A 20,577-nucleotide genomic window follows, 5' to 3' on the forward strand; every position below is an offset into this window, starting at 1 on the left:
GACTAAGCTTGAATTCGTGGGTATAAATTACAGTTAAAAATATCTAGCAAATTATTTATTACATCTAGTTCTTCTATCGTAAACTTTGAAGTTTTTTTCTCTTCATTTATAATTTCGCTTTTTGGGTGTGTTTTTGACGAAGGACGCTGATACTCTTTCTCAATATCCGATAATGGCTCAATATTAAATTCGTCACATAACTCAAGAAACAGACCTAAATCATTACGTAAATCCTCATGTTTGACGATACGATGTTTGTATTTATATGGTTCTAAAATTTGTAAGGGCAATACATTTTCCAAGCACCATCGCACTGTAAGTGTTTCCAAAGGAGTAAAAGGTTTAGTATCTTCAATAAGGTCGAATTTAAAATTTTCTTTTACCACTTGAACTAAATCTTTTTGTTGCTTGAAGTGCTCTAAATTATATAGCCATGGAAACTTAACCCGTTGTTGTGAAGCGAGAACATCGTAGGGATTCCTAATGATATGTATAAGGGGCACCTTAAAGTTTTCATTTAAGTATTTAGCCGAAAGATTAGCTCGTACAAATTTGATAATGTACTTTTTAGGAATAAAGGGCCACAAGTGCATTTTGTATTTCCTATTACTTATCTGCCCTATCCAATCACTATCTACTTGGTTGTTTAATACTTTTTTTAAATAACGATTAGCGTCAACAGAACTTGCTTCAGCCCTAAGCCACTTATCGCAAATCAACTTTCCGTTTTGGGTATTAAACTCATGCTCTGGTTCAAAAAGCATCCTATATCGAAATTGCCTTGCAATGACTTCGCTTAACCAACTAGTACCACTCCTCGCAGAGCCAACTATAACAATATGTTTTTGAAACAACGCCATGAATTACTTTTTTAAGTTTTTATACAGCTTTTGGTAGGCAGCAACCTCCTTAGCTACACTGTGCTTTTTACTAACGCCTTCCTTTAGCAATTTTGTTATCCTTTGCTTTTCTCCTAAAGGCATGGTGTAAAAATGAAGTATTTTACTTTTTAACTCGTTGGTGTCCCTTAAGGTAAAAATAAACTCTTCATCTAATATATACTTTGCACCACCACCAGCATCAGAACTTAAAACAGGGATACCGCAGACCAATGCTTCCAATATAGAAACCGGCAACCCTTCTTGTAAGGATGCAAGTACAAACAAGTCTGCATTCCTAAACACCTCTGGAATATCCTTATTTGCAACAAAACCCATAAAATGCACCCTATCATGTAATCCGTTTTCATCTATATACTCCTCTAATTTCTTACGGTAAGCTTTCTCTTCATTGCCATACAAGTACAGGTGTATAGTACTAGGTAGCTCTTGTAAAGCCTTAATAGTAAACAGTTGATTTTTATTGGTTCCTATATTACCAATACAAACAATATTAAAGGTACTACGGTTTAATTGCTCCAAGGGCTTAAATATATCGGTGTTTACACCATGAGGAATAAAGGATATTTTATTACGTAAATACAAAGAATTAAAAAACCGTGTTTGCATCTCTGGATTATCATACCCTATATGACTGCTCAACAAACTTTTCAACAACCATCGTTTAGACCACGCATTATTCTTTTTTGTGTACAAATAGGCAACTCCAGCCAATCTACAAGCTAAGACCTCTATATAATTAGATTTGTAGTCCCAAGAATGTAATACATCTATTTTATTTTCTTTTAAGATGGTTCTAAAACCTAATATATCCCGAAATTTATTTTCTGACCAGCTAAACTGGATCCATTCATCTTCCTGAATATCAATCGGTATTACTTCTGGAAACTTTTCTATACAGATATAGGGTTTAAAAACACTTCTGTCTATATTTCTAAACAAAGAAAGTAAAACGTACTGGCTTCCCGCTGTTTTAAAGTTAGGGATGGTATATAAAATATTAATTCGCTTATGCATGATTTCTACTTTTATACCAAACCGCTAGCGTTAATAACATACTCAAAGGGTGAGAATAGTTTACTGCGTCTTTCTTTTTAAATCCATTGTAAAACGAATCTAATAAGGTATTAGGTAGAAAAGGGTCAAGATTTTCACAAAAAAGATGTTCTTGTAACTCTTTATCATTCTCCATTCCTAAAAACTGCAACTCCCAATTACGCTGTATATATGGTTTTCCTAGAACCCCATAGATTTCACGTTGTAATTTATGTACAATACGATAAGGCAAATTATAAGGAACTCTATTGTGGTGATAATTGTACAAATTAAAAGGTCGCGCTGCTTCCCAGGTAATTTTTGCTAAAGCAGGACTTTGCTGTTTTATATATGCAATTTGTAGTTTCCTATCGGCTAAATAGGCTTCTGGTATGCTACATATAAAGGCACACATCCTATCGTCATAATAAGGTAATTGAAACGGATGCGCAGCTTCAAATACACGTAAATTAACTGAGGTCCATCGGGGAGCCCAAGATAAACTTTTAAAGGCACGAACTTTTGCACTAACGTTATCTATTTTAATCATATCTAGCATGGCTTCCATGCGCTGCTTCAAATAGGCTTCAAAACTTCCTTCCAACTCCCATTGCTCCCATAGGGCATTGGCAAGCTCTAAACCTCCTTTTTTTATTACTTTTTTATATAGTTCCTCTAAAATAGTATTTTCAGTGGTACCCACCGCTGCTCCCCTATCAAAAAAAACGTCGCCCCAATGCCCCAAGGAAAAAACACCTTCCATTTGCTTGAAGTCATCCAAAACAGCCATTTGCCTAGGATGTGTAAATTCAGAATAACACTTATTTAAGCTTGCTAATTCCTCAAGGTGCGACCACAAATAACCGGGCTCTATAGTAAACTCCTTAAAATCAAAGTTGCACACCTCTGCCATTTTTTTAGCAATACCGCTTTCTGCAAAGCCATTTTTAAAGGAATAACTATAGGCAGTAACTGGGTTATCTAGCTTGGAGTAAGCAACTGCTTGGGTCCTACTATCTAAACCACCTGACAAGGGTAACAATACAGCTTGATCCTGGGCTTGCTCTTTACAAATACTTTCAAATAAAGTGGTGAACTCAGATAAGGCGGTAGCAAAAGATATATTTCTCGGACTATAATGCCATTCAAACCAAGGCTTACTATCCACCCAGTATCCTTCCTCGTCTATCGTGTTAATAGTTCCCGGAGGAAGTACTTTTTCATCTTTCCAATAGGTGTCTGTACCTAAAAAAAAACCAGTTGCTGCAAAAATACAAATGGCCTTTTTATCTATCTCATGTGGCGCTTGTACTTTTACAAATTCTTGGTGGCTAGGAATTATTGGGGTTTTGATGGTTTTCAATAATGTATCTGAATCTTTAAAAGGTTAAATATAAAAAAATAATGCTGTCTTTATAACAGAACTTTAACTATTCACCTCCTCCTATTGCTTTTTGTTCAATTTAAACAATAATAACACAAAACACCCTATGATTTTACGGCTAAGATTATTTTGTTCTTTTAAGATGTGAAAACGAAGAAAGGGTTTCAAAATACAAGCACTCCATAGCTGCAACCATGCCCTCCTCCGAATGCTGTAACTCCACCTTCTTCCTGGCAGCTACTCTTACCGCCTCGATGTCCTCCTGCGGTAGCCCTTTAAACCGTATAACCCCATCTGCCATGGCTTCTGCATCCCGAACAGGAACCACCCATCCTGTAACGCCATCTGCTATCAATTCCGGCACACCCCCACAGTCTGTACTCAACACCGGAAGCCCAAGAGCCATAGCCTCTACCACCACGTTCGGCAACCCCTCTTCTACACTAGGCATTAGCAATAAAGAAGCTTCATGCATCCTTCTAAAAACCTCTTTCTGTGGCAGCCGCCCAATCAAACTAACTTCATTCTCCAAGCCTAAATCTGCTATTAAAAACTGAAGCTCCTCATCCCCTGCACCCCCAACAATGCTATAATGAAAAGGAACCTTTCTTTCTTTTAAAATACAGCATGTTTGCAAAGCATAATCATACCCCTTTTTCCAATGTGTTCTTCCAACAGAAAGTAGTTTTAGTGGTTGAGCCAGATTATATGGTGATGAAAATGAAAAATCACTTAAAGGCAGTCCTGTATAAACTACTCTATTTAACTTCGAAGGCGATGCCCAAATTTTATCCCCATTATTAATTAGATCTTTAGACACCGAATGAAACCCTGCAATTTTAGGATACCAATGCTTCAGATACGTAAAATTCTCAGGCTCCACAAAGGGTCTCACATTATTATGAAAACCACGCTGGCTAAGAACAACCGGTGTGTTTTGTTCTCGCAGAGTCTCTTCAAACCAAGAAATCACAGAGGGCCACTGTAAATGGATAATATCAGGCTGAATACTGTTTAATACAAAACGGAGATTTTGTTCTTGAAGCTGTTTCTTATTCCCTTGAAATAAGTTTTTAATGGTTAAAGCTATTTTCTGTACAGATCCCGATTGTAAAGCATAGCCTAAAGTAGTTTTCACAAATCGAACTTTACTTTGGTTACTGCCCAAAGCCACATATTGCACCCCTTTAATCTTATGATTCAATTCCTCATTAAACCCAAGAATATACACCGCATGCCGTACCCCCAATCCCTTGACTAAGCGATTGATAAAGGCGGTGGTTTTAAAACTGCCATCGAAAATAATTATGTTTAAAGGCTGTTTCACAATTAATAGTTTAATTGTTTAAACGTCTCAACAACAGATTCCACAAGTTGAAGAGGCTTTGGGTCTATTTTTTTAAAAAAATATTTTCTCCCACTTTTAAACTTCCTAACTTGCTTTGCCGTAAACATTAAATTCTCTTTAAAATAACATTCTAGTTGCTGACGGCTCATTCCAGAGTTGTTAACAACATCCCGTAATAAAAGTTTTAAATCTTCCACTTTATTGCCTGATAAAAACACATCAGGATGATCACTAAAATTGGTAAACTTTTTTATAAAATCTTCCGCATCATAGGCATGATAATGCAAGACATTACCTTTTACAACCCTATTTGGTGAGGCACCATCTATATGTTTATATCGATGAACATTATGTGGAATTAGATTTGAATCAATACGAATAGCCGATTTCCCCATGGTATGTCCATACCACCAAGGAAATTTCTGTTTCGATTTAGTAAAAGGATTTTTTATGGATAGATAGAATACTTGTTTATTTACTTTAAAATTAGATTCTTCCGCAAAAACATTATTATATCTTTCCTTTTGCTGAAGAACTTCCAATGTTCTAAAATCAACCAATTCAGTATCATTAGGGATAGCATTAAAAAACGATTTTAAATTTGACGGCATTTCAAAGTCTGTACAAATCAATTCATCTGCATCTATAGATATAAGCCAGTCAATACCTTCTTCCTTACATTTTACTTGAGCATCATAGGTGTTTAAACATTGTCTCGCTGTATGGTGTTCTACTGCTTGTGAAGTAAACTTTTTTAAGTAGGGTAAAGAAGCATACTTCTCTGTCGAAACAGAATTTGAAGTATTTACAAAATCTAAATCAGCAATACTTTCTTTTCCCTTATCTGTAGTATTGTCAAAATAAACAAATGCCCTATCTACGCCTATTGCCTTATGATACAGCAAATTGTTTCGCAATAAACGAACTTCATTTTTAACAGTAAGGACAATGGCTATTTTCACAGTGGGTTTTAAAATAGTTTAATTAGCTTTAAATATATAGGTTATTACATTTCAATTTTGAATATATTTTCATAATGCCATATAATTAATAAATCACATTTTAAGATTTGTTTAGTTTTATAATGTCTATTCGTGTTTCCTTTGGCAAAAAAAAACATATATTTATAAACTAGAGTATATTTCACACCATTTCTCAATTTCCTTTATTCTTGAAAAATTGTTTATTATTCTATTATGACCATTCCTTCCCATTTCAATTCCTAGTTCTGGGTTTTCAAAAATTTTAATAATATTTTTCGCATATATTGATGGCATACAAGGACTACTCAAAAAACCTGAAATTGTATCGGACACAACTTCTGGAATCCCTCCAATATTTGAAGAAACAACTGGTACCCCATAATATGATGCCTCTATTATTGCCAAGGAAAGGGCCTCTGTTAAGGAAGGCTGAAAGTAAATATCTGCAGTAATCAATTTTTCTCTTATCTCATCTCTTGACAATTCCCCAAAAAACACAACTCTATCCTGAATATCTAGACGTTTAGAGTGATATACCAACATATTATAGTCAATTCCCTTACCTGCTATTTGATATTCAAAATCATATCCCTTACTCTTCAATATTGCAATAGTCTCTAAAGCGTATAAATAACCTTTTTCCCATACCAGCCTCCCTACACTAAGAATAATCAATTTACCGTTTTTTGACTTTTCACGTGTAAATTCAGGTTCTATATCAGTACGAATAGACCTATGAACAACTCTACATTTCAAAGGATTAGCTCCCAATCTAATGGCAGTATTCATTAGGTTTTCACTTATAAAATGTAACATATCCGCTCTTTGAAAAATTCGCCGAGTAAGCTTTGTGTTCTCATTAGATAAATAAGGAAAGACATTAATATCAAATCCTCTAAAGCTAACAATTAATTTTATACTCTTACTATCTAATATAGGCGCAATAGTTTTAAACGTATTAGAAGTTAATAAATGAATAGTCTCAGGCCCATAACTGACTAAAGGATAAAGCTTTTTTAAACCTGATGATTTTTGGTTGTAATCAAAAGTATTAAAAAAAGTATACTTATATTTTTCTATCTTTGAGTTTACTTTATAATTTAGTGCAGTAGGAATCCTTTTATTTTTTGAGCCTAAAAAAAGTTGTGTTTTAAATCTTTTACAGTCTAAGTCTTCGTACCAATCCAGTAAATGCTTTTGCCGGATGTAATGAATTGAAGAAGCTATAATCGCAATTTTAGATTTCATTTCAAATACTTTTTTAATTTTCTTTTGGTAGAGCGCAATTTTACTCCACTTCTATATTTATAACCTTTATATTTCCAAGAAAAGGTATATGGTATAGAAAGTTCTTTTAAAATAACCTCCAACTCTACAACAAACACTTTTTTCTGTATTTCCATAAAAATTGGGTCCTGAATATACTCTCTTAGATGGTTTATTATTTCCTCTATACTTAAACTTGAATTCTCTTGAATAGTCTGAATATCCAAATCTTTATTCCCTCTTGTAATCCCCAAATGTAGACCGTGCCATGGTCTTTGAGCCCTAGACAATAATTCAGGATCAAAATCAAATGCTTCTTTGTTTATTTTATATAAAAAATTTTCATCCCGTTCCAATCCTTTTAAATAATGATCTCGATAGCTTTGATCTGTTTTAATTCGAGAAATAATAGGATTAATTTTATCAAAGTATTCTTTTGTTTTAAAGAAATGTAGACCAGTTAGTCGTTCTGTTATTCCTCCATCTTTGTCAAGACGAACTTTGTTTGAAAATGGCTGATGTAATTCTACTAATTGTCTAGTGTGAAAATCAAGAATCGACATTTGCTCAGGTAGGAAAAGAATATCAATATCCCCTATGTACGCATAATCGAAAGCATCAAAGTACTCTTTACCTACTAGGTATCGAACTAAGGTTTTGACACCACCCCCTCTCATTTTATACTTTTCGTATTCTTCAAGGGAGGTTTTCATTTCAATAATTTCAAAATTTTTGATATTGTTTTCTTTTAAAAACTTTAAGGTTTTATAAATGTTTACTTCTAAAGCTTTATCAGTAAAGACCTTTATATAGCTATTGGGATGAGTTTTCCAAATTGAATAAATATAATAAGGTATATACTTTTGATAACCACCAAAGACAAACGATGAAAAAACAAGACTCATATTTATTTTAATTTATTATAAAAAAAATGATATCTCTTTAAAAGCCAATTCGAAGCTAATGCTAAGTATAAATAAATAACTTTGAAACCATAATATTTATAAAAGCTTTTAAAAAAGCATACAGGTATCCTAATCTCATTATTTTCTAATTTGCTCCTTAGGCACTTAAGTAAAGAATATCTTGCAAATTCTTGCGGAATATCATAATTCTCTTTTAATTCATTTAGATTAACCCAATGTAACTCGAAAACAGTTTGGTGATAGTGTTTTTCATCTAACTGCCTTTTTCTGCCTATAGATTGAAAATGATGCCTTCTAAGACTCAAAACCCTATCAATTTTTTTTAATGAATTAGTTTCTAATAATAATTTACAAGAAAAGTTATATTCTTGTCCGGCTTTAATAAATTCATTAAAAGAAATTCTTTTTGCAATGCTCTGATTTAAAAAAAGATCTGGAGTAAACCAACTAATATATGTAATCGCATAAGAAAGGAAATCAACCTCCTCTTCCTTATAATCATAAGCGTAGGCACCTCCCTTTTCTCTATTAAAATATTGAGTTTGACTAATTACAAAATCAACATTATTTTCCAAAATAGTTTTAACCTTTATTTCAATTTTTTCCGGCACCATCAAATCATCACTATCAAACCACTGTATATACTCCCCCTTACTCACCTCAAACCCATAATTCCTAGCGGCATTCCCACCAGGTAATCTATCTTCCGGCCTATGATGATATTGAAACCTAGAATCCTTAGCTACATACTCAGCCATCACCTCATCCGTACCATCCGTACTCCCATCATCCACCACAATACACTCCCAGTTTTGGTAGGTTTGTGCTAATACCGAGTCTAGCGTTTCTCCAATTAAATGAGCACGATTAAAAGTAGGTATAATAATAGAAACTAAAGGCTGTTCTTGCATATTTAGTGATTGCTCGACTAATATACAAAGTCATAGGAAATAGACCTTAAAAAATAAGAAAAAAGGAAAGAAAAAAAACTAAGAGTACAAATGGTACAATACCCATAAAGTAAATAAAATATAATGGCAATACCTGGTACGGTTAAAGAAAGTAAAAGTAGTGAATAAAACATCTTAGACACTTTCTTCCTTACTTTTAATACCATTAATCATATTAAAAACTTCCTCAAAGGGTAATCCCATATAGTCACAAAACTCTTTAATAGTAACAACCTGATGCTTTTCTTTTTCAAAGGCATCTTTAATAGTACGAAGTAAAGTCTGAGAAGCATTTTGTGACTTACCTAATAAATAAACCACATCACTTGGGTAAATACATATTCGTTTCATGATACTAAAAAGCTTATCGTTTGTTTGTCATTTTTTTTTAATGCTACTATGAGTAACTAGAAGCAAATTAACATTTACATCCTAATAAAAACAATAAAAACACCTTGAGCTATAGGAAATCATTAACCATTTAGCGTACCTCTCACCATTACTGATATCTCGACAACTGACATCCTGTCAACACATTACACCAACAACACTAAAAAAAGATGAAATACTATAAATCATTTTAAAATCCTAAAAAGACTGTACAGTCCTTTTAGGATGAAAGAAAAAGAGATGTATAATTATATTAGGATTTAATTATAAATCTGTATAGTTATTTTAGGACGGGTCATTCTCCGAGGATACTCCGAGGATACTCCGTACATAGTCCGAACATAGTCCGAACCAGCCCATCTTATAAAACCTCAACATCATTATCATAAAAAAACCTCAAAAACAGATAAAAACATCGAAAACCCATAAAAGCCTCAAAATACTGTAAATTATCAGAGAGTAATGAAAACCAGCAGAAAACACCAAAACAAAAACATTTAGATATTTTAAACAATTTCAAACTAAAAACCTCAAAACCATACATTTACAAATCCACAACTAAAAACAGTATCTACTTTAGCATCAAAGTTGTTACAAAAGCTGTGGCGGATAGAATTTTTCAAGTAGGACGTCATACTTAGGTGCACCTGTTTAAAGCAGCTTCATAACAATTATTTTTTTTGTTAAACAGTAGGTATTTAAAAAAAATAAAGCCTACATAAATATTTAAAATTATGGCAAAATATAAAAGCCTTTTTAAAGTAGAAGGATCAATTGATGATTTAAACTTCTACAAAACCGAAGACGGATATAGAATGCGCTCTAAAGGAGGCGTAAGTAAATCTAGAATCCAAAATGATCCAGCATTTGAAAGAACTCGCGAAAATAATAGCGAATTTGGCTTAAGTGCAACTAGTGGTAAATTATTGCGAAGAGCAATAGTAGATATGGTATCTAATGCCAAAGACAATAAGTTATCCTCTCGTGTAACACAGGTGATGACGCAAGTTAAAAACTTCGATCTCACCTCTCCTAGAGGACAACGAAATGTAGCTAATGGCATAATAACACCAGATGGTAAGATTCCTTTGAAAGGGTTTAACTTTAACAGAAAGTCAACCTTATCAGAAGTACTCCTATCCGATTACACTTTAGATACCGCTACTGGAGAGGTAGTAATTAATAACTTTACACCTAATCAAAAGTTAATGATTCCAGGTGGAGCAACCCATGTAGAGTTTACAGCAGGTTTCTTAAATATAGATTTTTCTACAGGAGAAAAGGATTTCCAAATAAGTAACGTAGAAAACCTTGCTATAAACGGTACAACTACAACGGTCACGCTTACTCCTGCTGCACCTGCAACAGGTACAGGACAAAGTTTTTACTTACTAAAAGTAGCCTTCTTCCAAGAAATAAACAACCTGCAATACCCGCTTAAAAACGGAGTATATAATGCATTACAAATCTTGGAAGTGCTCTAATAAAATTCTTTTAATAGAATTAACAAAAACGGATGCTTTTGGCATCCGTTTTTATTTTACAACAACCGCACAAAAACACAAAACCTATTAAACCCATACCTCTCATTCCTCCAAAAGCAGGAATCTACTACCAAAAAATAAAGCCTATCGCTTAGACGCTCCCCTCTTTAGCAAAAGAGGGGAATGAATTTGCTGCAGCTCCGCGAAAGCAAAGAAAGGGGAGTTTGAAAGTAAAATACTATATAACTTAGTGAAATTGTTATTCCTGCGCAGGCAGGAATACACAACCAACCTATAAGCTAGTAATATAAGAAACACTCCCTTACATAAGAAAAAAGCCCCTTAGAAGGCAACCGGCCTATCGAGGGTTTATCGTAAAATTTGAAATGAAGACACCGTAAAATTTTAGGCTGTTTGAGCTTAACAAAATACTATTTAAACGAGAATGCTAATAGCGAGTTCCTAAAATTTAGGTGTCAAATGAAAAATTTAGATAAAGCATCGTCAGCCTAGATTTTTTTTGGTTCGTTTTTTTGATCAATGCAAAAAAATGAACATTATCCTTAACTAGAGACGCTTAAGTCGTTACAAAACAACAACACTGTCATTCCTGCAAAAGCAGGAATCCACTACCAAGAATAAAGCCTATCGCTTAGACGCTCCCCTCTTTAGCCAAAGAGGGGAATGAATTTGCTGCAGCTCCGCGAAAGCAAAGAAAGGGGAGTTTGAAAGTAAAATACTATATAACTTAGTGAAATTGTTATTCCTGCGCAGGCAGGAATACACAACCAACCTATAAGCTAGTAATATAAGAAACACTCCCTTACATAAGAAAAAAGCCCCTTAGAAGGCAACCGGCCTATCGAGGGTTTATCGTAAAATTTGAAATGAAGACACCGTAAAATTTTAGGCTGTTTGAGCTTAACAAAATACTATTTAAACGAGAATGCTAATAGCGAGTTCCTAAAATTTAGGTGTCAAATGAAAAATTTAGATAAAGCATCGTCAGCCTAGATTTTTTTTGGTTCGTTTTTTTGATCAATGCAAAAAAATGAACATTTAAAAATAAAACTCCTACTGTCATTCCTGCAAAAGCAGGAATCCAATATAAAAAAAACAACATCACTCGCTATTCAAACCCTGCAAAAGTAAAATCATAAGACCACACCTAACACTTATCCACTATACCCAGAATTCGAATATCTAAGAGTACTATTTGTGTTTTTATAATCTTTAATAATCTATCACTTAGGAACTAATGCAACAAATCATATAAGTCTAAATATTTCTGTGTCGTAAATTCGTGGTCAAAGGTTGCTGCATGATGAATCGCAGCTTTAGACATACTTTTATACATCTGTTGGTTTTCAAGCAAATAAATTATTTTTTCGGTCATTGCAAGGACATCTCTATCTTCAACAACAAAACCAGTTTTCCCATCAATAATAGTATCAGGAAAACCACCAGAATCAAAACCAATAACTGGAAGTCCCATTGCTTGAGCCTCGATAGAAACAAGACCAAAAGCCTCTCTTCTTTTAGTATGTTCGTCAAAAGTAGAAGTCATTAAAAAAATATCCGATTCCCTCATATACTCTTTCACTTGCAATTGCGTTGATCTTCCTGTAAAGGCAACACAATCTGCTATTCCTAGTCTTTCTACTTCATTTTCTAATAACCCTCTGTTTTTACCATCTCCAACTATAGTATAGTGTATTTTATAATTAAGTTCTTTTAATAGCTTAACTGCTTGCAAACCATAAAGCTGTCCTTTTAAAGAGACAAGCCTACCTACAGTTATTAACTGTACCTCTTTTTTTACCTTAATACTTTTTGGCGTACCATGAAAAAAACTATAGTTTATACCTATAGGAATAACATGAATTAACTCTTCAGAAATTCCTAAATTTAAAACTACTTTCTTCAAATAGTTTGAGTTTACGGTAACAGCCTTTACATGTTTTTTATAAAAAACTCCATATTTCTTCTGAAACTCCTCTTTATTTTCTAGAAAGGAATCATAACCATGAAAAGTAATAACTACACGCGGATCCATAAACCCTATGCTTGTAATTTCTTTTAGATCATCTAATGAATTATTAAAATGTAGATGAAAAGCTTGTTTGTATCTAGCAGATTCATACTGCTTTAAAATAGAAGCACATTTTAAAAATCCTTTTAAGCTTTTTGATCGATACTTTAATACATAATATAGATTTCTTGGTTTAAGTAAGAAGCTAGAAAGTTGTAAAAGTTTAGACAATCTACTTTTTGTTTGTGTTAAAGGAAGCAAAACCATCTCTTTAACTCCATACTTTTCTAATTCATTTATTTGAGAGGAGTTTTCTAAACCTAAAAATTTATTACAAAAAATATTCACATCATACCCACTACGAATTGCATAAACAATATTTGAAACTATAAAGGTTTCAGAATAGTTTGGAAAGGAATTAGTCTTTATAATAATTTTCTTTTTCAATCGATGAGAATGTATAATTGAATTAAATAGCTATCAAAATAAAAATATCTATATCAATTTCTCTTTAACCAACTGCCAATGGTATCCCTATTTTTTTTATAATCCGAAAAATTAGTTAGCAGCCTACTTAGATTCCTAAAATATTCTTTAGCTAGCTCTTTCTCTTCAAAAGAACCATTTATTCGGTTGACAGTTTGCCTTACAAGATCTTTTTTAATCATGCGGTAGGCACGCTTATAAAAATCAGTTTTGCTAAATTCTTTATTTTTTAAAGCATCCGTGTAAACACTTACCACAAAATTAGATTCGGAAATAGCCTTACGAATTCTTTGTACATAGCCAAGATGCATCCTGCCTTCTGGCATCCAATGTTGAAAATATAGTCTTTCATCGTACCACATTTTATATCCTAGCAATCGCAAAACGTAAGAATATTCTGTGTCACCACCCGAACTTAGTGAATCTCCTTTTCTACAAGTAAGCAAGGGTTTAAAACCTAAGTTATTTAATGCTAACCAATGGCTTTTTCGTATCACCATTCCTGCGCCATATAAACAACCCTTCTTATTTGTGATATCACCACTTTCTGTTCCTTGCTTAGAAACTGCAAAATACTTTGCATAAATATCAAACCACTTCGGCCTTTCTTTTTCAAAAACGGCTTCACACCACCCTCCTAAAGCACCTATTTGCGAATCGTTTTCCATGACATCAAAAGCAGTTTGCACATAGCTGTCACAAAGCCAATTATCATCATCGCAAATTAAAAGATATTCATATTTTGCTTTAGCATAGCCTAATTCTTGAGCATAAGACTTACCTGGTATTGGCTGACTGAAAGAAGTGTATTCTATCGTTGAAACACCATTATCTCGCCACCAATTATCTGCAAAATCTCTTGTGCCGTCTGAAGAATTATTATCTACCAACACTATTTCGACAGGGCAATGACTTTTTTGCATAGCCAGATGCCTTAAGGTTTCTGCTAACCTAGCCTTACCATTATAGGTGCATATTATAATTGAAACCCCTTTTTGCATTTTAAATCCTGTTTAACACCCTTTTAAAGCCATTCTCAAAGACTTTTTTAACAATTGAAATGATTTATAAATCCTCCCTTTATTAGCTCTAAGTTCTTTTGAGTTTTTACTCGCATCTACTTTTCTTTTACCAAACTTATAAGGTATCTCTTTTAGTTTTTCATAATCGTTCTGCAACAAACTATTTTTATAATCCATAAAAATAGGAACAATATCTTCTCTGTTTTCCAAATCGAAATTCTGATTATAAACAGCTATACTCGGAAAATTTTCAATCTTATAATGGCTATAATGAAAGAAAGCTACTGGAGTAGTTTTATCGTTCACATAATACTTTTCACCACTACTTATAATTTTTCGTTCATGTAGATTCCAATTGGCTACATTATAACCCAAATGCCTTAAAACATAAACTTTATCTAAAAAAGCAGGAGCATAACCTAACCATATCTGATCGTAAAAATATCCTTTCTTTAAATCATGAAATCCATAGGCTTGAACCCTTTTGTCCCACCATTTAATAAATGATTTGATTGGTTCTGTATTATTTACTGCTAGAAACCCAAGATTATAAATACCTGTACGCATCAAATCTTTGTCTTGTGGATGCCCTGTTTCGCCAGTTGGAGAACAGATATGTGGTGTTAACACCATTTCATTTTCTTTCAGTGCATCAAAAACATGAGTAAAAGCTGAGAAAACCTTAATATCTGGGTCTACATACAAAACGGTATTGTAGCTATTATTAAAGAAATGTGTAAATAGCTTTGGTTTTACCACAGTACAGATCTCGGCAATGTTATAGGTGTCTTTTATACCTGCAACCAATTCAGGAAATAATTCATGGATCCATAAAATGGTATCAGCACCTAAGCTCTCATAATTTATGCTTGCATTAGGCTCATCAAGTATAGCTATACAAAAAGTTACATCTGGATGATGTTTTTTAAAGGACACTGCCAATGTCTTAGCATGCGCTAAATAATTATTAGCACAAATGGTAAAAGCTAGTTTCATTATTTTTTACTTAATTTTTTTTGATTGCCTTTATATGAATAAAGCTATATATTATAAATAGAATTTAACTCTATAGTTATTTTTAAAATGTACAAGATATGACCAAAATTTAAGGCTCAACTTACAAAATGCTGAATTTACTTTTCAGAAATTCAATAAAAGATTTTTTCTTAAAAATTGGTAATAAATTACTTTTATTAGGATACAATCTATTTAAATATGAATAAAACTCATTTTTGGATACTGATGAAGTTTTTTTTGGAATATCTATTTCTTTTGTTTTTTTAGATATTCCAATTTGTTGACTTTCATGAATTCTATATAAAATCAAACTTTGTTCTATAAAATACAAACCTCCTTGAGCTGCAGCATGTAAACCTAACCATGCGTCATGCCAATAACCATCCGGTGTAAAAATTGGAATAGCATTACTTTTAATACTCTTATTTATACAAACTGTTGCCCCAGTAATTTTATTCTTATTTAATACTAAGTCCTTATATGCTTCATCATTATCTAACCATAGTTTACGCCTTTCTTTCGAAAAGCCCCATTCATCCCATAATGTAGAATTTATTAAATTCCCTTTATCATCTATCAAATCTCCATTTGTAAACACTAACTTAAAATTCTTAGTGTTTTTATAATAATCTACAATTATTTCAACCTTAGATGTCTTCCAAATATCATCCTGATCCGCTAAGAAAATTAAGTCTCCATTTGTCAAGGAAATAGCTTTTTCAAAGTTTTTTATTGTTCTTAAATTAGTCTTATTGTCAAATACTGAGATTAAGTTAGGATATTGAAAAGCATATTCTTTTAAAATCTGTAGTGTTTTATCTGTTGAAGAATCATCACAAACAATAATTTCATCAACTTGATAGGTTTGATTAATTATGCTATCAAGCTGCTCCTTTATATATTTTTCACCGTTATAAGTGCATAATGCAACTGAAATAATCATCTTTAATAATTTATCTATATTAAACTAAATCCTGTGACTTTTTATAAAGTTTAATATAATCCAAGATGCTTTTTTTATCTTCAAATGTATATCCAAGAAACTGAATATCTTCTTGGTATAGATTATTTACTAACTTTTTTCTTTTATTATTATAAAACGTCGAATAATGTTTATTGGGTTTTGAGTTAACATTATATTTTTTCTTAAAAAAACCTTCTTTCAAATTCAAGTCTTTTTCTAACTCAGGTAATTCATTCTTTAAATTCTCAAACCTTATCACTTTATCATAATTAATCAACTTGTTGTTTAGGTAGAAATAGTCAATCTGCTTATACAAATGATCTCCTCTATAATTACTTGAAGAATTATCTGTTAAAGACCGCATAAATCTACCTTTCTTTTGCAAAAAATTACAAAAACTATCTTCCTTATTAATTTCCTTCATTAACCACTTATAGTCTGAATAACCTCTGTCCCAAGGATTTCTTACAATAATGAACTTATAGTAAGAATCCCAAATTTTTTCATCTATGAATCCATTATCAATTAGTTGTTGTGGTGTAGCATGCTGTAAATACATTTTACTGCTAGGATTCCAGCCAAACAAGTTTTTATTATTTGTTTGAGAAATATTTGTTATATCTATCCCAAATGCTGCTTCGATCGAAGATCCAGCACACTTTGAGATATGAATAAAAATACATTTATGTTTATGAGATATCATTGTTTTATGAAAAATAGGATATTCCAGTTAATTCTTCCAATTCTCTATCTGAATCCTTATAATATGTCTCAAGCACAGAATTCGTTTTCGAGCTAATTGCTCTTTTATAATCTTGATTGAAAAACTTCATTCCTTCGAAGTCGTTCCAATTAATTTTTTTTACTCCCAGAAAATTGGACACCATATGCAAATATTCTGGAGTATTCTGCTGCATATCCTCATTATCGATAAAAAGACAATTTTGAAAATGCATTTTTATGTTTCTTATACCAATGCTATAAAGACCTTGTGGCAAAATAACCGCCTCAATATTCATATTATTTGCAAACGCTTCTAATTCCCTTTCAACGTATAAATCAAAGTTATCAAGTTCCTCCACAGTTCTTGCTATCATTTTTGAGCTCTTTCCATGCATTCTCTCCTCCAACTCTTGAAACCATCTTTGATTTTGCTTAAATCTTTTTCGATACATGTTCCAAGCACTATACGCTCTATGAATTGGATTTCTTACCATGCATATTATCTTAAAAGAAGGATTATAGCTATACATTTTTGAAATAGCAAAGTCCTGATAAAGAACACTACTATATGAAGGTGAAGCATCTAGAAATATTTTCCCCTTAACCCTTTCAAAAAATGAGACTTTGAAATATGAGTGATAATGCGAAATACCTTTTGAATAATTTTTTGATGTAGAAAAGAAGTGTGTTTCCTTTGGATCTGAAACAATTATATCAGGATGAAATGATAAAAATTGATGCAGCGCCGAAGTTCCACATTTTTGGAATCCAACAATAGCTGCATTAACCTTAATTTTCTTTTTAATTCTAATCATATTTCAATAGAAAATATTAATACATTATAATTTAACTTAGCATTATATAAAAATGACTATTTAAATTATGTTTCAGTTTATCAAGACTAATTATTTTTCATATAGACAATTTTTGACAAATTTAAGAGTCAAATGTCTTAAACTTAGAATGCAATAAAAATGGTTGCCAAACATCTCGATCGTGTATAACTTGAAAAGAGATTACATTATTAATTCGTAAGAATGGTTCCTCGGTAACAAATTTTAATGCTGAAATATTTATAGAATAAATTCCTTTTGATAATTGTATATTTTTACTTTCAAACCCAAATTCTATAATTTTATCTTTCAAGTTTATATCTCCAATTTCATTTTCTTTAAATACAGCTACTGGCCGTTGTTCTTTATCAAACAAAATCAATCTAAACATCGGCACTTCCTCCATTGGTTTTTGAAGCGAAAAACTTACTCTTAATTTTAGATTCTCCCCCCAATTAATTTGCTCTATCCCATCTTTACTTCTTTTAGAACCTATAACATCTATAGAATTCAAGCGAATACTCCCATCATCAAAAACAATATTACTCTCATTATCTGCAAATCTAGTATAATACAAATCAATAGCCTTTCCAACATCATCTCCCTGAAATTGGGCCTTGCCCTGGTCCATTAAAATAATCTGACTACAAATTCGAGAAACCATAGGCATACTATGGCTTACAAATATCACAGCCGTATGTGGTAGAATAGTATCAATAGTTTTAAAACATTTTAAAACAAAGCCCAAATCCCCAACAGCCAAAACCTCATCTATAATTAACACATCGGGTTCCATTTGTGCGGCTACTGCAAAACCCAATCGTACTTTCATACCAGAGCTATAATGCTGTACCGGCATATCTATAAATTCCTCTAACTCTGCAAAGGCTATAATATCTTCTAGCTTACTATCTATTTCCTCCCGGCTAAATCCTAAAATAGCCCCGTTATTATAAATATTTTCACGCCCACTAAGTATCGGGTTAAAACCAGCTCCAAGCTCTATTAAAGCACCAACACGTCCTCTAATAGTGACCTTTCCTGCATCGGGGTTTATGAGCCCGTTTAGTATTTTAAGTAAGGTACTTTTTCCTGCGCCATTATGCCCTATCAAACCCAAGCACTCCCCACGGCGTAACTCAAAATTAATATCCTTTACGGCCCAAAACTCTTTAGGGCGTAACTCCCGTTCTTCTGCTGAACCACGTACGCCACTAATCAAATCCTTCACCCCATACCAAAGACTGGTCTTGAGGTCCTTGCAAAACTTTTTGCTCAAACCCTCTACCTTCACCAGCACTTCCTTATCAGCAACTATAGATCTATCTTCAGACATGTATATTACTAGTTATTTCTCACTTTTCACTCACCAATCCAAGGCAACTACACCCCATTAATCTTTTACTTGTAGTCATTCACTTTTTGTTTACCCTTTTAACTTTCCACTTTTCACTTTTCACTTTTAGTTTTTCACTTTTCACTTATTTAAGCGCTTAGTCGCTCCACAATAATAGGAATAGATATCCTATAAATAATCAGCCCTAAAAACAACAAAGGCAGACAAACCAACAACACAATTAAAAAATAGTCTAAATGTGCTGGTGCAAAACCAACCACCAAATCACGTGCGGTTAATATAATAGGCGTTATCGGGTTCCAAGTCATAAGCGTTTTCATGATGCCCGTTTTAGGTATTGCATATACTACCGGAGTCACATACATTAAAAACTGCATACCAAAGGAAATAATCTTTCCTATATCCTTATAAAGTAAGCCCATAGGCGTTAAAAACAAACCTAAGGTAGTTCCAAACAAAATAGCACCTAACATGGCTACTGGAAACAACAATATGCTCCAATGAAAACCAACACCGTAGAAAAACACAAATAAAACAAGTAGTAGTATTTTAATAGAACTATCAAATAACAATTTATAAACCCCAGAAAGCAATAAAGCTTCTTTAGGAAAGTTGATTTTAGTAAGAATCCCCTTTGCCGCTTGGGTACTCTGCATGGGAGAATTGATAGAGGCTACAATAATAGACCAAATCAAAGTTCCTGAAAAAGCATACACTGGGTACGGCACACCGGTATCAGAAAGCCGAATAGTCCCACTGCTATTTAAGAAAATCCAAACCGCAGCTGTAGTTAAGGGAGTAAGAAAAGCCCATACAATCCCTAAATAAGACTGGCGGTACTGCGCTTTAATGTCCCGTTCTGCCAATTGCCTAGCCAAAAACCTAGAACCATATAAATCTCCCAAACTCGCTTTTAATAGCGCACCAAATTTGATGGTTCGTTCCTTTTGGTAAACACGAGTTTCTAATGCCATAGGTAATTCTAATACGAGGAAAGTACAGTTTTAGTTAAATCTTTGTGGCTAATATAAACAATGAAGATTAATTATTGAAGAATATTGAATTAAGAATTAAAAAAACACAACCCAATCCAACACCACCTCAACCCCTACTCCCTATCACCTCCTTTAAAACATTAGATCATTCTTACCCCAAATTGTCATTCCTGTAAAAGCTGGAATCCACTCAAAACCTATAAAGCAAATAATAAAAGAACCACTATCCTATATAAGAAAAAGCCCCTTAGATGGCAACCGGCCTATCGAGGGTTTATCGTAAAATTTGAAATGAAGACACCGTAAAATTTTAGGCTGTTTGAGCTTAACAAAACACTATTTGAACGAGAATGCTAATAGCGAGTTCCTAAAATTTAGGTGTCAAATGAAAAATTTAGATAAAGCATCGTCAGCCTAGACTTTTTTGATTACTTTTTTGGGCAATGCAAATCATAGATTCACGAACACAACTTTAAACAAATA

The 20,577-nt window shown here is 32.9% G+C and carries 18 protein-coding genes; 1 reads left to right on the top strand and 17 read right to left on the bottom strand.

What is annotated here, in order from left to right; all coding sequences use genetic code 11:
* Nucleotides 1–2 precede the first annotated feature (2 nt).
* From DU428_RS09150 to DU428_RS09190, 9 genes are all read right to left on the bottom strand, one after another.
* Nucleotides 3–860, bottom strand: a complete 858-nt coding sequence (locus DU428_RS09150) for a sulfotransferase domain-containing protein (protein ID WP_113966751.1) — start codon at nucleotides 858–860, stop codon at nucleotides 3–5.
* A 3-nt stretch (nucleotides 861–863) separates the two neighbouring features.
* On the bottom strand, nucleotides 864–1,916 hold the full coding sequence (locus tag DU428_RS09155; protein WP_113966750.1) for a glycosyltransferase family 4 protein: 1,053 nt from the start codon (nucleotides 1,914–1,916) through the stop codon (nucleotides 864–866).
* The gene (locus DU428_RS09160; RefSeq protein ID WP_113966749.1) at nucleotides 1,909–3,297 is read right to left on the bottom strand and encodes an asparagine synthase-related protein; all 1,389 of its coding nucleotides are present in this window, start codon (nucleotides 3,295–3,297) and stop codon (nucleotides 1,909–1,911) included. Before DU428_RS09160 ends, DU428_RS09155 begins: the two co-directional genes overlap by 8 nt.
* A 145-nt stretch (nucleotides 3,298–3,442) precedes the next feature.
* On the bottom strand, nucleotides 3,443–4,567 hold the full coding sequence (locus DU428_RS09165) for a glycosyltransferase family 4 protein (protein WP_243633485.1): 1,125 nt from the start codon (nucleotides 4,565–4,567) through the stop codon (nucleotides 3,443–3,445).
* An 80-nt stretch (nucleotides 4,568–4,647) separates the two neighbouring features.
* Nucleotides 4,648–5,628, bottom strand: coding sequence for a glycosyltransferase family 2 protein (locus DU428_RS09170; protein ID WP_165839156.1), 981 nt, complete (start codon nucleotides 5,626–5,628; stop codon nucleotides 4,648–4,650).
* Between the two features lie 162 nt (nucleotides 5,629–5,790).
* A complete protein-coding gene (locus DU428_RS09175) occupies nucleotides 5,791–6,897 on the bottom strand; it encodes a glycosyltransferase family 4 protein (protein WP_113966746.1) in 1,107 nt (368 codons plus the stop codon).
* The gene (locus tag DU428_RS09180; RefSeq protein ID WP_113966745.1) at nucleotides 6,894–7,820 is read right to left on the bottom strand and encodes a hypothetical protein; all 927 of its coding nucleotides are present in this window, start codon (nucleotides 7,818–7,820) and stop codon (nucleotides 6,894–6,896) included. The genes DU428_RS09175 and DU428_RS09180 overlap by 4 nt, the downstream gene beginning before the upstream one ends.
* A gap of 2 nt (nucleotides 7,821–7,822) precedes the next feature.
* On the bottom strand, nucleotides 7,823–8,752 hold the full coding sequence (locus DU428_RS09185) for a glycosyltransferase family 2 protein (protein WP_113966744.1): 930 nt from the start codon (nucleotides 8,750–8,752) through the stop codon (nucleotides 7,823–7,825).
* Between the two features lie 174 nt (nucleotides 8,753–8,926).
* Nucleotides 8,927–9,142, bottom strand: a complete 216-nt coding sequence (locus DU428_RS09190; protein WP_113966743.1) for a hypothetical protein — start codon at nucleotides 9,140–9,142, stop codon at nucleotides 8,927–8,929.
* Nucleotides 9,143–9,915: 773 nt separating this feature from the next.
* On the opposite strand from DU428_RS09190, the gene DU428_RS09195 reads away from it, so the two are divergent.
* Nucleotides 9,916–10,665 carry a hypothetical protein gene (locus DU428_RS09195; RefSeq protein WP_072353273.1) on the top strand — a complete coding sequence of 250 codons (750 nt, stop codon included), beginning with the start codon at nucleotides 9,916–9,918 and terminating at the stop codon, nucleotides 10,663–10,665.
* A gap of 1,255 nt (nucleotides 10,666–11,920) precedes the next feature.
* Here DU428_RS09195 and DU428_RS09200 read toward each other — a convergent pair.
* From DU428_RS09200 to DU428_RS09235, 8 genes are all read right to left on the bottom strand, one after another.
* Nucleotides 11,921–13,144 carry a glycosyltransferase family 4 protein gene (locus DU428_RS09200; RefSeq protein ID WP_113966822.1) on the bottom strand — a complete coding sequence of 408 codons (1,224 nt, stop codon included), beginning with the start codon at nucleotides 13,142–13,144 and terminating at the stop codon, nucleotides 11,921–11,923.
* A gap of 53 nt (nucleotides 13,145–13,197) precedes the next feature.
* A complete protein-coding gene (locus tag DU428_RS09205) occupies nucleotides 13,198–14,184 on the bottom strand; it encodes a glycosyltransferase (RefSeq protein ID WP_113966823.1) in 987 nt (328 codons plus the stop codon).
* 12 nt (nucleotides 14,185–14,196) lie between these two features.
* Nucleotides 14,197–15,201: a hypothetical protein gene (locus DU428_RS09210; protein WP_113966824.1), complete on the bottom strand. Its 1,005-nt coding sequence runs from the start codon at nucleotides 15,199–15,201 to the stop codon at nucleotides 14,197–14,199.
* Nucleotides 15,202–15,322: 121 nt separating this feature from the next.
* On the bottom strand, nucleotides 15,323–16,165 hold the full coding sequence (locus DU428_RS09215; RefSeq protein WP_113966825.1) for a glycosyltransferase family 2 protein: 843 nt from the start codon (nucleotides 16,163–16,165) through the stop codon (nucleotides 15,323–15,325).
* A gap of 19 nt (nucleotides 16,166–16,184) precedes the next feature.
* A complete protein-coding gene (locus DU428_RS09220) occupies nucleotides 16,185–16,889 on the bottom strand; it encodes a sulfotransferase family 2 domain-containing protein (protein WP_113966826.1) in 705 nt (234 codons plus the stop codon).
* A gap of 4 nt (nucleotides 16,890–16,893) precedes the next feature.
* Nucleotides 16,894–17,724 (bottom strand): sulfotransferase domain-containing protein, encoded by an 831-nt coding sequence (locus DU428_RS09225; protein WP_113966827.1) that lies wholly within the window; start codon nucleotides 17,722–17,724, stop codon nucleotides 16,894–16,896.
* A gap of 121 nt (nucleotides 17,725–17,845) precedes the next feature.
* Entirely contained in the window at nucleotides 17,846–19,078 is a 1,233-nt protein-coding gene (locus tag DU428_RS09230) for an ABC transporter ATP-binding protein (protein WP_113966828.1), read from the bottom strand.
* A gap of 149 nt (nucleotides 19,079–19,227) precedes the next feature.
* Nucleotides 19,228–20,073 carry an ABC transporter permease gene (locus DU428_RS09235; protein WP_113966829.1) on the bottom strand — a complete coding sequence of 282 codons (846 nt, stop codon included), beginning with the start codon at nucleotides 20,071–20,073 and terminating at the stop codon, nucleotides 19,228–19,230.
* Between the last annotated feature and the right edge of the window lie 504 nt (nucleotides 20,074–20,577).

The sequence above is a fragment of the Oceanihabitans sediminis genome, from assembly GCF_003337215.1.
Taxonomy (GTDB): domain Bacteria; phylum Bacteroidota; class Bacteroidia; order Flavobacteriales; family Flavobacteriaceae; genus Oceanihabitans; species Oceanihabitans sediminis.